This is a genomic window from Streptomyces sp. NPDC001219 (assembly GCF_053597915.1).
This window is the reverse complement of sequence record NZ_JBSFJF010000017.1, coordinates 1-13,344: the sequence shown is the minus strand read 5'-3', so window position 1 is coordinate 13,344 and position 13,344 is coordinate 1. Positions and strand designations below refer to the sequence as shown.

Sequence of the window (13,344 nt, the reverse complement as noted above, 5' to 3'; positions counted from 1 at the left end):
CCATCCCCCGTCTCCCTCCTCCCCCCTCGACACAAGCACACCGATCAACGCACCACGCAGAGAACGAAACGGACACCCCATGAGAGCACGTCATATCGCCCCAGCCGTCCTGCTGCTTCCGTTCACGCTGCTGCTGGCCGCGTGCGGTGGTGCGTCGCGGGCGGAGGGCGCCGGCGGGACCGGGAGCGGGACCGACGGGAAGGGTTCGCTGACCCTCAACGTCGGGGATCAGAAAGGCGGTTCGGAGGCGCTGCTGCGGGCCGCCGGGGAGCTGGACGACCTTCCGTACAAGATCAAGTGGTCGACCTTCACCTCGGGGCCGCCGCTGCTGGAGGGCATCAACGCCGGGGCGGTGGATGTCGGCGCGGTCGGCAACACCCCGCCGGTGTTCGCCGCCGCGGCGAAGTCGAAGATCAAGATCGTCGCCGGGACCCACAGCCGGTCGGACGGTGAGACGGTCCTGGTGAAGAAGGGCTCCCCGCTCAAGCGGCCGGCGCAGCTCAAGGGCAAGTCGATCGCCGTGGCCCAGGGCAGTTCCGCGCACTACCAGCTCATCGCCTCGCTGAAGAAGGCCGGGCTGTCGCCGAAGGACGTCACACTCAACTACCTCCAGCCCGCCGATGCGCTCGCCGCGTTCACCCGGGGGAAGGTGGATGCCTGGGCGGTGTGGGACCCGTACACCTCGCAGGCCCTGGATCAGGCCGACGCACGGGTGCTGACCACCGGCCAGGGGGTCGTCAACGGGCTGAGCTTCCAGGTTGCCGCTCCGGCCGCGCTGGACGACAAGAAGAAGTCGGCGGCACTCAAGGACTACACCGACCGGCTGCGGCGGGCGCAGGACTGGGTGTTCAAGCACCCCGAGGCCTGGGCCAAGGCCTGGGCGAAGGAGACCGGACTGCCCGAGAAGGTGGCGCTGGACGCGGTCCGGCGCACCCGGGGGACGGCGGTCGCGGTGGCCGTGGACAAGGCCGCCATCGCCTCCGAGCAGCAGATCGTCGACTCGTTCGCGGCGCTGAAGCTGATCCCCCGCTCCTACGACTTCGGGTCGTTCGTCGACCCCCGTTTCAACGGTGACCTGCCGCCTTCGAGCACGGCGCCGCGTACCTATGGAAAGGCCCACTGAGATGTCCGTACACCTGCATTGGTTCCTGCCGACCGGGGGCGACGGGCGGACCCTCGTCGACCGGCACGCCTACACCGACGGCGGGATTCGGCGTGACCGCATCACCCCGGTGAGCGGGGTCCGGGCCCCGGACATCGAGTATCTGGCCCAAATAGCCAAGGCCGCCGAGCAGTTGGGGTTCGAGGCGGTACTCACGCCGACCGGTACCTGGTGCGAGGACGCCTGGCTGACGACGGTGGCGCTCACCCAGGTCACCGAGCGGCTGAAGTTCCTGGTCGCGTTCCGGCCGGGGGTGATCTCGCCGGTGCTGGCGGCGCAGATGGCCGCGACGTATCAGCGGATCTCCCGCGGACGGCTGCTGCTGAACGTGGTGACCGGCGGTGACTCGACCGAGCAGAAGCGGTTCGGCGATCATCTGGACCATGACCGGCGGTATGCCCGTACCGATGAGTTCCTGCAGATCGTGCGGGGTGTCTGGGGCGGTCGACCGTTCGACTTCCAGGGCGAGCACTACCAGGTCGAGGGCGGTCTGACCGCGCTGCCGCCGGACCCGCTGCCGCAGATCTTCTTCGGCGGCTCGTCCGCGGCCGCCGGGCCGGTCGCCGCCCGGAACGTCGATGTGTACCTGACCTGGGGCGAGCCGCCCGAGGAGGTCAAGCAGAAGATCGACTGGATTCGCGGGCTGGCGGAGAAGGAGGGGCGTACGGTCCGGTTCGGCATCCGGCTGCACACGATTTCGCGTGACTCGTCGAAGGAGGCCTGGGCGACCGCCGGGCGGCTGCTGGACGACCTCGATCCGGAGACGGTGGCGGCCGCGCAGCAGGCGCTGGGCAAGAGCGAGTCGGTGGGGCAGCAGCGGATGCTGGCGCTGCACGGCGGTTCGCGCGACAAACTGGAGATCTCGCCCAACCTGTGGGCGGGGGTGGGTCTGGTGCGGGGCGGTGCGGGCACCGCGCTGGTCGGCAGCCATGCGGAGGTGGCCGACCGGATCGAGGAGTACCACTCCCTGGGCGTCGAGCACTTCGTGCTCTCCGGCTATCCGCATCTGGAGGAGGCGTACTGGTTCGGCGAGGGCGTACGGCCGGAGCTGGCCGCCCGGGGGCTGCTGGATGCGGGACCCGCTCCCCTGGCGGGCGTACCGGCGGCCAACGGCCGGCCCGCGTCCGCGCCGGGTGGGGCACCGCTGCTGATCGCCGGCGGGCGCTGAGCGCCGGGCGGTGACCGGGCGGGGCACGGTGGCCGGGCGGCACACGGCGCCCGACCACTGAGGGGCAGTCCCGCCTCGGCGCCCCCAGGCCCGAAGCCCCGCGCACGGCCCGGCCGACCGAGCCACCGGCAAACGCCCAGGCCGAACCAGCCAACGAAGCCCCCATCCGAGCCCGCCCCCGGAAAGCCCCTCCCCAGCGGGAAGACCTGGCCCCCTCCCCCGGTTAGTAGAAACATGAACTACAGCGGGGTGCGTGAAGTCGAGGTCGTGGTGGTCGGTGCCGGGCAGGCCGGGCTGGCTGCCGCCTTTCATCTGCGGCGGGTCGGCTACCGGCCGGACCGGGACTTCGTGGTGCTCGATCACTCCCCTCGCCCGGGTGGTGCCTGGCAGTTCCGGTGGCCGACGCTGACGTACGACAAGGTGCACGGGATGCACGCACTGCCGGGCATGGAGCTGACCGGCGCCGATCCGCGGCAGCCGTCGTCCGAGGTGATCGGCGCGTACTTCGACAGCTATGAGCGGACCTTCGGGCTGCGGGTGCACCGGCCGGTGAGCGTGACGGCGGTGCGCGAGGGCGGTGAGCCCGCGTGGACGGAGCCGGGCGGGGCCCCTGGGCGCGGGCGGCTGCTGGTCGAGACGTCGGAGGGGAACTATGCGGCGCGGGCGCTGATCAACGCGACCGGGACCTGGGACCGGCCGTTCTGGCCGCGGTTCCCCGGGCAGGAGATCTTCGGCGGCCGGCAGCTGCACAGTGCGCGGTACCGGGGGCCGGAGGCCTTCCGTGGGGCGCGGGTCGTGGTGGTCGGCGGCGGGACCTCGGCCGTACAACAGCTGCTGGAGATCGCGCCGGTCGCGGCCGCCACGACCTGGGTGACGCGCCGGCCGCCGGCGTTCCGCGAAGGCCCGTTCGGCGAGGAGCAGGGCCGGGCCGCGGTCGCCCTGGTGGCGGAGCAGGTCCGGCAGGGGCTGCCGCCCCGGAGCGTGGTGAGCGTGACCGGGCTGCCGATGACCGAGGCGGTCCGGCGGGGCCGGGAGAGCGGTGTGCTGGCGCGGCTGCCGCTCTTCGACCGCCTCACGCCCACCGGCGCGGCCTGGGACGACGGCCGCACGGTCGAGGCCGACGTGGTCCTCTACGCGACGGGCTTTCGCGCCGCCCTCGACCACCTCGCCCCGCTGCGGCTGCGCGAAGCGGGCGGCGGCATCCGGATGGACGGCACCCGCACGCTCCGTGACGCGCGGGTGCACCTCGTCGGTTACGGGCCGTCGGCCAGCACCATCGGCGCCAACCGTGCGGGCCGTGCGGCGGCCGTCGGCATCCGCGGACTGCTGGAGAAGGACCAGCAACCGGCTTATACGGAACCGGAGTTGACGGGGAGCCTCGCCTCGTAGGCGGAGGCCGCGTGCTCGACCAGACCGATCAGCACCTCCTTGCAGGACGCGCGCTCCCGGGCGTCGCACAGCAGCACCGGCGTCGCCGGGTCGAGGTCCAGGGCCCGTGCCACCTCCTGGGACCGGTGGGCGCGGACGCCGTCGAAGCAGTTGACGGCGACGACGAACGGGATGCCGCGGTGCTCGAAGTAGTCGATGGCCGCGAAGCTGTCGGCGAGCCGCCGGGTGTCGGCGAGCACCACCGCGCCGAGCGCGCCCTGCGCCAGCTCGTCCCACAGGAACCAGAACCGGTCCTGTCCCGGCGTGCCGAACAGATACAGCGCCAGGTCGTCGTGGAGGGTGATCCGTCCGAAGTCCATGGCCACGGTCGTCGTGGTCTTCTGCTGGACCCCGTCGAGCCGGTCGACGGGACGCCCGGCCTCGGTCAGCCGTTCCTCCGTGTTGAGCGGGCGGATCTCGCTGACCGAGCCGACGAGGGTCGTCTTGCCCACGCCGAACCCTCCGGCCACCAGGATCTTGAGGGCCATGAAGGAGTCAGAGCGCGCGGAGTCCATCGATCACTTCCCTGAGTATGTGCGCGTCGGGCAACTGGGCGGGCGGTACGGGGCGGCTGACGCGGATCAGCCCCTCGGCCAGGAGGTCGCTGAGCAGCACCCGGACCACCCCCAGGGGCAGCCCGGAGTCGGAGGCGACCTCGGCGACCGGGCGGGGGCGTTCGCGGCACAGCGTGTACATCGTCTGCTGCTCGGGCGACAGCGTGGGCGGCTCGTCCGGCCGGGGCTCGGCCCGCACCACGGCCATCAGCTCGAAGGCCGCACTGCTCGGCCGGGCCCGCCCGGCGGTCATCGCGTAGAGCCGGACCATCGGCCCCGCCTCGTCGTCGTACCAGCGCGGGGTGGAGTCGGTCATGGGCGGCCGGTCACTCCGATCCGGCGCGCACGGGGGTGCCGAGGTGTGCGCCGACCCGCTTGACGAGCCGGGCCATCTCGTAGGCGACCAGGCCGATATCGGCCTCGGCGTCGCCGAACACCGACAGGCACGAGCCGTCGCCGGCCGCCACCACGAAGAGGAAGCCGCCCTCCAGCTCGACCATGGTCTGGATGACCTGGCCCGCCGCGAAGTGCCGGCCCGCGCCCTTGGCGAGGCTGTGGAAGCCGGAGGCGATCGCCGCGAAGCGCTCGCTGTCGTCACGGGTCGGTCCGCTGGACGTACCGACGGCCAGCCCGTCGCCGGACAGCACCACGGCGGACCGGATCGCCGGCACGCGGGAGACCAGGTCGTCGAGAAGCCAGTTGAGTTCGCCGGAAAGCTGCTGATCGCCGGTCATGGTGTTTCTTCTCCTCGGGACGGATTGTCGTTCGCTCCGTGCGGTGGCCGCGGGCCCTGCGGCTGCGGTCGGTGCCGTGGCTCCGGCCGCGGGTGCGGCGGCGGAGAGGCGTCCCCGCGGCCGCGCGCCCAGCCGGCGCGCAGCGACGCCATGGTGGCGCGGGCCTGTTCCGGGGAGCGCCGCGGTGCGGGCGTGCCCTCGGTGCGCGGCACCCACTCGGGCCGCTGCTCCGGGCTGTCCCGCAGCTCGGGGGCGAGGCTGGCCTGGCGCACCCGGCGGGGCAGGACGGTGTCCGACTCCGCTGCGGCGACGGACGGCTGGGCGGCGTCGGCGGGTGCGCCGGGCGCGGCCGCGGGCCGCTCCGCCGGGGTGTCGGGCGCGGGCCGATCCGCCGCGGTGTCGGCCGGGGCGGGCGGGAGTGCCTCCCGGCGGGGTGCCACGGCCAGCGGCGCACGCTGGGCGGCGGTCCGCCGCCGGTGGAAGAGCGAGCCACCCTCCGGTGCCGGCCCGGCACCCCGCGCGTCCGGCTGTTCCCCGTCCGCCGCCGCGGCGAGCAGGGCGTCGGGCACCAGCACCACCGCCGTGATGCCGCCGTACGCCGAAGGCTGCAGGGACACCTTGACGCCCCGGCGGTGGGCGAGCCGGTTGACGACGAAGAGGCCGAGCTGTTCGGTGTCCAGCAGGTCGACCTCCTCGGCGTCCTGGACACGGCGGTTGGCCTCGTCGAGCGCCTCCTTGCGCATCCCGAGGCCGCGGTCGTGGATCTCCACGGCGATACCGGCGCCGACCCGTTCGGCGCGCACCCGCACCGTGGTCTGCGGGGGCGAGAACATCACCGCGTTCTCGACGAGTTCGGCCAGCAGATGAGTGAGGTCGGCGACCGCGCCGCCGGCCAGCCGGGCCTCGGCGAGGGCCTGTACCTCGACCCGCTGGAAGTCCTCCACCTCGGCGACCGCCGCGCGCACCACGTCCAGCAGCGGCACGGGGTGGCGCCAGCCCCGGCCGGGCGCGGCGCCGGAGAGGATGATCAGGCTCTCGGCGTGCCGCCGCATCCGGGTGGTGAGGTGGTCGAGGCGGAACAGGTCCTCCAGTTCCACCGGGTCCTCGGTGCGGCGTTCCATGGTGTCCAGCAGGGCGAGCTGGCGGTGCAACAGCAGCTGGCTGCGGCGTGCGAGGCTCACGTAGACACCGGAGATTCCGCTGAGCGCCTCGGCCCGGCCGGCCGCCGCCTGGAGCGCGGCGCGGTGCACCGCGACCAGGGCGTCGCCGACCTGCCCGACCTCGTCGCGGCCGGTGCCGCGGTCGCCGAGCGGTGCGACGGCGTCGATGTCCACCTTCTTGCCCGCGTGCAGTCGACGCATGGCGGCGGGCAGGTCCCGGCGGGCCACCCGCAGCGCGGAGTTGCGCAGCTCCTCCAGCTCGACGACCAGCCGACGGCCGATCTTGACCGAGATGAGCAGGGAGAGCAGCACACCGGCCAGGCCCAGGACGACGGCGATGCCGGGTCCGCCGAGGCTGTCCGCGGACATCGGGTCGGCGTCCCGGGCCGCCCCGGTGCTCGCGGCCCGCTGTGCGGTGCGCAGGTCGTGCAGCACGGTGTCGCTGGCGTCGGTCCAGCGCACGGCGCTGACGGCGGTGGCGGCCGGGGTGCCCGCACCGGCGTCCCGTACGGCGTCCTCGGCGGTGCGCAGTGCGCGGAATGCCGTGCCGTCCAGAATCCGGTGGTAGGCCGTGGCGTCCCGGGGCCGCAGATCGTCCACCGCGGCGGTGAACAGGGCGCGCTGGGTGTGCACCGCACCGGTGAACGCGTCGAACTGCCCCGGTGACATCCGGCCGGAGAGCTGGGCGGCACCGAGGACGGCGTCCTCGCGGGCGAGCGCCTCGCGGGCCCGGGAGAGTTCCAGGACGACCCGCGTCTCCGAGGTGACCGCCGTCTTCTCCCGCCCGGTCAGCGCACCGAAGGTGGCGAAGCCGTCCTCGACGACGCGGGTGTAGTCGGCGATCACCCGGTCCAGGTCGGGCTTGTGGCGGTCGACGCGTCCGCGCAGCGCGGCCAGCCCGTCGACGTCGTGGAGCAGCCGGTCGACACGGCCGGGCAGCCGGTCGTCGGCCGTCTCCGCGTCGGCGCTGCCGGCGACGATGCCGTCCCGGAGGGCGGCCGCGGCGGCATCGGTGGCCCGCTGCCGTTCCCGCAGCGTCTGCTGACGTCCGGGGTCGGGGGCGGCGACGGCGCGTGCCGCGGCGCCGCGCTCTTCCTGGACGGCGGCGACGAAGTCCCCGGCCGGTGCGACGAGGGTGGCGTTGACGGCCTTGAGCCGCTGGAGGTCGGAGACATTCCGCGCGGTGGTGACGGTGGCGAACGCCCAGAGGGCGATGAGGGACACCACGGGGACCATGAGCAGCGCGACGATCTTCGCGCGCACCGATCGGGGCATCAGGCGGACGCGGTAATCCGTGGTGGATTTCGTGGACTTGGCGACCGTGGGCAGCGCGTGCCGGGGGCGGCCGTTTCCGGGCGGCCGGGCCTCCTCTGCGGGCCCGGAATGGTCCGGGGTCTGTCGTCTGTGCATGAATTCCTCAACGGGTCGGACGAGGCGGGGAGTTCAGTGCTCGGGCAGTGAATCGGCGGAGGCGGCCGCGGCGCGCTCGCGGGCGGTCGGGGACAATGCGACAAAGGCCGCCGTGAGGAAGAGAAATGAACCGAGTGCGACGGCCAGCGGAAAGATGAATTCCATTGCGGTGACACCGGTCAACGGCGCGCGGCTGGGCGTCAATTCAATCCGTACGGCAGCCATTCCGGTGTAGTGCATGCTGCTGACGGCGAGCCCCATGACGAGGGAGGCGAGGGCCGCGCCGACCGCGCCGCGCACATGGAGCGCGGCCCACAGGGCTGCGGTGGCGGCGCCGGCGGCGATGACCACCGAGAGCGCGACCAGCCCCGGGTCGAAGCCGACGTGCCCGTGCAGACGCATCGCCGCCATGCCCAGGTAGTGCATGGCGGCCACACCGACACCGGTGCCCAGGCCGCCGAGCAGCAGCGAGCGCGGCCCGGCGGCGCCGTAGCCGACGGTGAAGACACCGGCGCCGACGACCAGCATGGCGATCAGCAGGCTGAGCACGGTCAGCGGGACGTCGTAATGGACCGGGCTGCCGGTGACCCCGAATCCGAGCATGGCGATGAAGTGCATTGTCCAGATACCGGAGCCGATGGCGACGGAGGCGGTCAGCAGCCAATTGCGGCGCGAGCGGCCTTCGGCGGCTCGTGCGCGGACGGTGCAGCGCAGCCCGAGGGCAGATCCCACGCATGCCATGGCATAGGCGAGGACCGGAGATATCCAGCCCGCGCTGAAGTGGTGGAGGTGGCCCACGGAGTTTCCTTTCGCGTTTTCGGTTCGCGGCGACGGACGCTAACACGTGATCGTCTTGTGAAACTCGGACACCGGGACCGAGAGATTCCGAGAGGAATGCGGAGTTCTTGACGCACCGTTTCATTACCGGCGAGTTCGGTGAACTCGTTTCCGGGTATATGTCCACCCTTGCCCGGGCGGTCGGGACTTCTGATTGCGCGTCAATTACGGGCGAATACCGCCCGGCTCATTCCGGCAATGGGGGCGGCAATGAGAAAGGTCACGCACGGTGCGACCACCATTGCCCGCACAAGCTCTGCCATGCCCTCGCAAAGGCCGGCAGGAGCGTCATATGGGGCGATGCGAAGACTCCACAGGATGCGAACACCTGCGCCCGGGAGCGCAGGTTCGCCGGTATGCATGATCGAAGAGGGAGGGCCTTCAATTGACTCCGAGCGACGAGCCATGATGACGGGGCGCAAGCGACGTGCTGCAGACCGTTACCGCGCCTCCGGTCGAAATCCCTTGCTGGTCCGGAGAGTTGAGTCCCGCAACTTCAAGGAGACGAATCCCCATGAACATCCTCACCGACCTGCTGGCCAACATCCTGCACATCGTGGGTTGGCTGGTCTGACAGGTCCCACCCCCCAAGGCGCCGCCCGCCCCCGTCCCGGGGCGGGCGGCGCCTTCGTGTCCGGCGGGCCTACTCGTCCAGCTCCTGCCGGGCCGTCTCCGGCAGCGTCAGACAGACGAGGAACGACACCAGGCGCAGCGCGGCCACGTACCAGGAGAAGCGCCTTCGCACTCACCGGCAGACACCAGTGGATGTCCTACCTGCTGATCGCCGTCGACTGGGTTCTCGCCACCACCATCGCCACGGGGATCACACGCACCCTCAGCCGCCAAGAGCACCTGCTGCGGCGCCTATGCCGTCGGGGTTCGTGGTACCGGTCCGGCTCCCGCAGGCGCCTTGAGGCTCGCCTGTCCACCTCAACCCCTTCCGGGTCGGCTTGAGGTCAGGGGTTGCGCCGGGCAATGGCGGTGTTGAGGAAGGTCGCGAATGTGCACCAGGCCGCGTAGGACACAAGGCCCGCGGCGGCAGCGGCATCGATACGTGCCATGCGGCGGACCAGCTCAGCGTTGCTCACGTCCAGCACGACAGTGGCGGCTGGCAGAGCACGCTCCCAGGCAGGTACGGCACGTCGACGACCGTGACCGGTCGGTGAGCCTGCGGACGGTCCCCATAGAGCTGCCGGGCCCAGTGAGGTTACGTGATGGATGCCGTGGCTGCAGCCGGCCCTGGTCGCTCGGCCAGGCGGAGCGACACGGTGGCGGCCAGCGCACCCAGGGCGGCGCCGAGGGTGTTGAAGAGTACGTCGTCGACGTCCACGGTCCGGCCGGCGGCCATGATGAACTGCACCGTCTCGATCAGCACGCTGGTGAGCAGGCAGACGCCTGTCACGACGAGGACCGATCGGCGCTGGATGGCGAAGGCGAGCAGCGAGGCCAGCGGGACGAACATGGCTGCGTTGGCGATCTGGAGACGGAAGATCATGTCCTTCTCTTCCGGGAACAGGCCGCCGTTGCTGCCGCTCGCCTCCCACATGCCCTCACCCGGAATCCACGAGATGTCGTGGCCTCCTGTGCCCAACGGCTGGGTCGGCATGAGGGTGGCGAGTAGCACGAGCGTTGCCCACGCCACCAGCAGAACCCGTGCAGCCCGTAGCGCTCGCCCCCCGTTCTCGCGCTGATACCACCATGCCCCGGCACCCGACAGCCCGGCCATCGCCGCCATGAACAGCGTGACGGTGACGGGGCTGATGTACAGAACGACTTGCCACATGGGTCTTCCCTGTTGATGCAACGCCGCGTGGCGTGCAAGAGCTGAGCGCTTCGCGGCAAGGGGTGCTCAGCCTACGAGCAGATCAGGGGCAGCGCCGCTTCGTGACATAGGCCTTGCCTTCCGAACGGGGGCGCCGAGCAGCGCTCCGACAGGTCGGTGCAACTGACTGTGCACCGACCTGAGCTCCCCCGAGTTCACGAAGATCTCATCTCTCCAGGTCCAGGGCCATGACCATCAGTTTTTCGGCCACCGTTTGTAGCCCCCACCGAGGGTGGGGACGTCTGGCGCGTGGTGCGGAGGGTTAGGGCGCCCATCGAAAGTAGCCGGGGCCGCTCGTTTACCACCACACCTCCACTGTCGATGCACCACTACTCCCCCAGCGAGTTCACCGGTCAGGCACCCTCACACCTCGGCGCATGCGCGGGCTGCGGGCCTCGGTCTTGGCCTGGGCGGTCAGCCGAGCGCGCTCAGCGTAGGTCCGTGTTTCCCGCGCCAACGGAGGACGTTCCTGCTTGGGAGTGTGTGCGCTTGAGCGCGCTCCTGCTCGCCGAGGCCGCGGGGATCGCCCGAACTCCACGCTGGTGGGGCAGGAGAGCGTCCAACCGGACTGGCGAGACGTGAAGGTAAAGGGGCTCTTCCCCATACGAGGAAGAGCCCCTTTGGCAGAGCGCCCGGCAGGCCTTGCACCTGCATCTCCCACCGGCTGGTGGACGTCTTTCCTTGGACCACAGACGCGCGTTTCCGGCCCGAGGACCGAAGTTGCGTCATGATCATACTGCATGGCGCTCCAGTAGCGAGAATCCGCCGTACGAGCCCGCGCAGACCAGGTCACAGGTTTGCTGATTGTGGCGGATCGCCACTGCCTGACTGCGTGTTGGCGTGGAGCCGGGGGCTGTCCGCAGGCATGTCGGCGGCGGTGCGGGCGCCCAGGACGGGGCGGTCTGACGAACGGTGAGTGGGCACGACTCGTACCGCATCCACCGAAGACCGGTCACCGGGACGGCGGTTGAGCAGCACCGGAACGCTGGTCGGCCCCTCGCTGTGCGGCATGAAGGAGCGAATCGACGGGCGGACGGTAGGCGCCAAGTGCGGTGCCCCGGAGCAGAGTTGCCGTGCACTGCGCGAATGTGTTGGACCGCGTCATTTTCCGTTCACTCTGCAACCTTCTCGCTCTCGTTTCTCTCTGTCTCTGTGCAACACCCCTTCCGTCCCACCAAGCCCACGGCTCAGGGGGACGGACCCGAGGGGCGACCGATGTGTTACCCAATGGAGGATTTGTGCCCAACCGAACCAGGAGCATGGTGGCAGGCGCTCTGGGCGCCGCCTTGGTCGCGGCCGCGGCCGGCGGCGCCATGGCAGCGTCGGCGGACGGCAACGGGCAGGGCCAGGACCAGCCCTCCACGAGTGCTGCCCAGCGGAGCAAGATCACCCAGGGCGACCTCGACGGCGACGGCCACGCCGACCTCGGCGTGGGAGCGCCCGAGGGCACCGTCTCAGGGAAGTCCAAGGCGGGCTACGTGGGCGTGACCTACGGCGCCAAGGGTGGTGTCGACACCAAGCGGCACAGCACGCTGACGCAGGCCAGCGCGGGCGTGCCCGGCACCCCGGAGGCCAAGGACGGCTTCGGCTCGACCGTGGTGCGTGGTGACGTGGACGGGGACGGTTACGCCGACCTGGTCGTCGCCGCGAACAACGAGGCCATCGGCAGCACTGCGCAGGCCGGTTCCGTCACGATCGTCTTCGGCGCCAAGAGCGGCCTGTCCGGCGACGCCATCGCCTTCCACGCGCCAAAGGTCGCCGCCAACGCGCACTTCGGCGACCAGATAGCCGTGGGCGACCACAACAAGGACGGCCTCAGCGACCTCGCCATCTCCGACGGCGCGAAGGTACAGCTCGTCAAGGGTGCGAAGAACCTGCGGCAGACCACGACCCCGAAGATGACCAGCGTCACCCCGCCCGGCGGCGGGGTCAGCGTCGAGCACCTGGCCTCCGGCGACATCAACGGGGACGGCTACGCCGATCTCGTCACCGTCGCCTCCGAGGACTCGCCCTCCGACGAGGGCACGCTCGGCGTGCTGCCCGGCTCATCCGGGGGCCTGAAGAGCACGCCGCTGGGCAAGAACATCCCGCTGCCGTTCGCGCAGTACCGCCCCGTGGTCGGCGACATCAACGGCGACGGGAAGGAGGACGTCGTCACGGACACCGGCTTCTCGGACGGTCCGCAAGAGCAGAAGCTGCGCACCTACCCCGGCACCGCCGACGGGCTCGACTCCGACAAGCCGGTGGACTGGAAGGGCAAGGCACAGGAGGGCGAGGCAATCCGGCTCGCCGACTTCGACGGCGACGGCCACGACGACCTGGTGGTCAGCAACACCGGCGCCGAGGCGCCCGGGGGCTATAACAACGCCGGTGCCATCAACGTGCTCAAGGGCACCGCGAACTGGCTGACCGACGAGGGGGCGCAGACCTTCTCGCTCGACACCGAGGGCGTCCCCGGCTCCATGGAGGGCAACGACAAGTTCGGTACGTCCGTCTCGCCGGCCGACTACAACGGTGACGGCAAGGCGGACCTGGCCGTGGGCATCCCGAACCGCACCAAGGGCGTCGGCGCGGCGGCCCTGCTGTATGCAGGCACCGGCGGGCTGAGCGCCAAGGGCTCGTCACTCATCGACCCGAGTGACCTGGGTTCCCCGGCGACGAAGGGCCGCTTCGGCACGGAGCTGACGAACCCGGCGAAGTAGGCCCGCACACCGGAGCCTGATCGGCAGATCACGTGCCTGCCCGCTGGTGGACTCGTCGTTGCCGGCATGGGGCGGGGTGATCTGACAGATGCCGAGTGGGAACGGCTGCGGCCGTTCCCACCGGTCATTAACCGGCGTTGTGGACGGTGGCGGGATCACCGGCAGGTGATCGACGGGGTTCTCCACCGGGTGCGAACCGGTGTGCGGTGACGTGACCTGCCCGAACGGCTCGGCCCGTGGAAGACGGTCCATGGCTTGATCGCCCGGACAAGTCCTAGTGACCTGAGTCAGAGATTCGTCGTTGGTTGGGTATGAGTCGTCCGGGTCCGAAGATTCCGCCGTTGTCGGTGACCGATGCGCAACGGGC

11 protein-coding genes and 1 pseudogene are annotated in these 13,344 nt (G+C 71.0%); 5 read left to right on the top strand and 7 right to left on the bottom strand.

Going from position 1 to position 13,344, the window contains the following annotated elements; all coding sequences use genetic code 11:
* The first annotated feature begins 79 nt into the window (after positions 1 to 79).
* The 3 genes from ACWC9R_RS13560 (at position 80) to ACWC9R_RS13550 (ending at position 3,719) form a co-directional block, all read left to right on the top strand.
* Positions 80 to 1,123 (top strand): ABC transporter substrate-binding protein, encoded by a 1,044-nt coding sequence (locus ACWC9R_RS13560; protein WP_450731309.1) that lies wholly within the window; start codon positions 80 to 82, stop codon positions 1,121 to 1,123.
* 1 nt (position 1,124) lies between these two features.
* Positions 1,125 to 2,330: an LLM class flavin-dependent oxidoreductase gene (locus ACWC9R_RS13555; RefSeq protein ID WP_450731308.1), complete on the top strand. Its 1,206-nt coding sequence runs from the start codon at positions 1,125 to 1,127 to the stop codon at positions 2,328 to 2,330.
* A gap of 234 nt (positions 2,331 to 2,564) precedes the next feature.
* Positions 2,565 to 3,719 carry an NAD(P)-binding domain-containing protein gene (locus ACWC9R_RS13550; RefSeq protein WP_450731306.1) on the top strand — a complete coding sequence of 385 codons (1,155 nt, stop codon included), beginning with the start codon at positions 2,565 to 2,567 and terminating at the stop codon, positions 3,717 to 3,719.
* On the opposite strand, the gene ACWC9R_RS13545 is transcribed toward ACWC9R_RS13550, so the two are convergent.
* The 7 genes from ACWC9R_RS13545 to ACWC9R_RS13515 form a co-directional block, all read right to left on the bottom strand.
* On the bottom strand, positions 3,680 to 4,273 hold the full coding sequence (locus ACWC9R_RS13545) for a GTP-binding protein (protein ID WP_450731304.1): 594 nt from the start codon (positions 4,271 to 4,273) through the stop codon (positions 3,680 to 3,682). The genes ACWC9R_RS13550 and ACWC9R_RS13545 overlap by 40 nt on opposite strands.
* Positions 4,254 to 4,628: a DUF742 domain-containing protein gene (locus tag ACWC9R_RS13540; RefSeq protein WP_450731303.1), complete on the bottom strand. Its 375-nt coding sequence runs from the start codon at positions 4,626 to 4,628 to the stop codon at positions 4,254 to 4,256. Before ACWC9R_RS13540 ends, ACWC9R_RS13545 begins: the two co-directional genes overlap by 20 nt.
* A 10-nt stretch (positions 4,629 to 4,638) precedes the next feature.
* Positions 4,639 to 5,046, bottom strand: a complete 408-nt coding sequence (locus ACWC9R_RS13535; protein WP_450731301.1) for a roadblock/LC7 domain-containing protein — start codon at positions 5,044 to 5,046, stop codon at positions 4,639 to 4,641.
* On the bottom strand, positions 5,043 to 7,616 hold the full coding sequence (locus ACWC9R_RS13530) for a nitrate- and nitrite sensing domain-containing protein (protein ID WP_450731299.1): 2,574 nt from the start codon (positions 7,614 to 7,616) through the stop codon (positions 5,043 to 5,045). The genes ACWC9R_RS13535 and ACWC9R_RS13530 overlap by 4 nt, the downstream gene beginning before the upstream one ends.
* 33 nt (positions 7,617 to 7,649) lie before the next feature.
* Entirely contained in the window at positions 7,650 to 8,414 is a 765-nt protein-coding gene (locus tag ACWC9R_RS13525; protein WP_450731297.1) for an MHYT domain-containing protein, read from the bottom strand.
* Between the two features lie 995 nt (positions 8,415 to 9,409).
* The gene (locus ACWC9R_RS13520) at positions 9,410 to 9,550 is read right to left on the bottom strand and encodes a tryptophan-rich sensory protein (protein ID WP_450731295.1); all 141 of its coding nucleotides are present in this window, start codon (positions 9,548 to 9,550) and stop codon (positions 9,410 to 9,412) included.
* Positions 9,551 to 9,660: 110 nt separating this feature from the next.
* A complete protein-coding gene (locus ACWC9R_RS13515; RefSeq protein ID WP_450731294.1) occupies positions 9,661 to 10,236 on the bottom strand; it encodes a VanZ family protein in 576 nt (191 codons plus the stop codon).
* A gap of 1,298 nt (positions 10,237 to 11,534) precedes the next feature.
* Between ACWC9R_RS13515 and ACWC9R_RS13510 the strand changes: the two genes are divergently transcribed.
* On the top strand, positions 11,535 to 12,977 hold the full coding sequence (locus ACWC9R_RS13510; RefSeq protein WP_450731293.1) for an FG-GAP-like repeat-containing protein: 1,443 nt from the start codon (positions 11,535 to 11,537) through the stop codon (positions 12,975 to 12,977).
* Between the two features lie 66 nt (positions 12,978 to 13,043).
* Positions 13,044 to 13,184, top strand: a pseudogene (locus ACWC9R_RS13505) (transposase); the annotation flags it as partial.
* Between the last annotated feature and the right edge of the window lie 160 nt (positions 13,185 to 13,344).